The organism is Flavobacterium procerum, from assembly GCF_042431625.1.
In the GTDB taxonomy this organism is placed as follows: domain Bacteria; phylum Bacteroidota; class Bacteroidia; order Flavobacteriales; family Flavobacteriaceae; genus Flavobacterium; species Flavobacterium procerum.
The window spans coordinates 1-560 of sequence record NZ_JBHLYW010000034.1; the positions used below are offsets into that span (position 1 = coordinate 1).

Here is a 560-nt window from a genome sequence, read left to right on the forward strand (position 1 = left end):
GCGTTCCTACTGTTATCACAGAAATCACTGCATCGCAGTTCGTCGGATTGGTGATCTCGCAGATGCTGTACTCCACATTATAGTTTCCTGACGGAGTGTTCGGTGCAACCGTAACCGTTCCGTCTGTGTTAAGCGTCAATCCTGTCGGAACACTTATCGGAGTCAATTTGACCTGTCCGGCAGAAGTTCCGATTACGACCGGATTTCCGTTCAAGGTATCGTTTGCTGTTAATGAAGCAGTCGTACCTCCTACATTTCCATTGATTGATGTTGTAGTTTCTGTCACTGCGTCGATTACCGGAGTTCCTACTGTTATAACTGAAACTACTGCATCGCAGTTCGTCGGGTTGGTGATTTCGCAGATGCTGTATTCCACATTATAGTTTCCTGACGGAGTGTTCGGTGCAACCGTAACCGTTCCGTCTGAGTTCAGTGTCAATCCTGTCGGAACAGTGATTCCGGTCAGTTTTACTTGCCCTGCAGAAGTTCCAATCACGACCGGATTTCCGTTCAAGGTGTCGTTTGCTGTTAATGAAGCAGTCGTACCTCCTACATTTCCA

At 47.3% G+C, this 560-nt stretch carries 1 pseudogene; it reads right to left on the minus strand.

The annotated features are described in order from the left end of the window. Positions 1-560 (minus strand): annotated as a pseudogene (locus tag ACFFLS_RS26085) (gliding motility-associated C-terminal domain-containing protein); the annotation flags it as partial.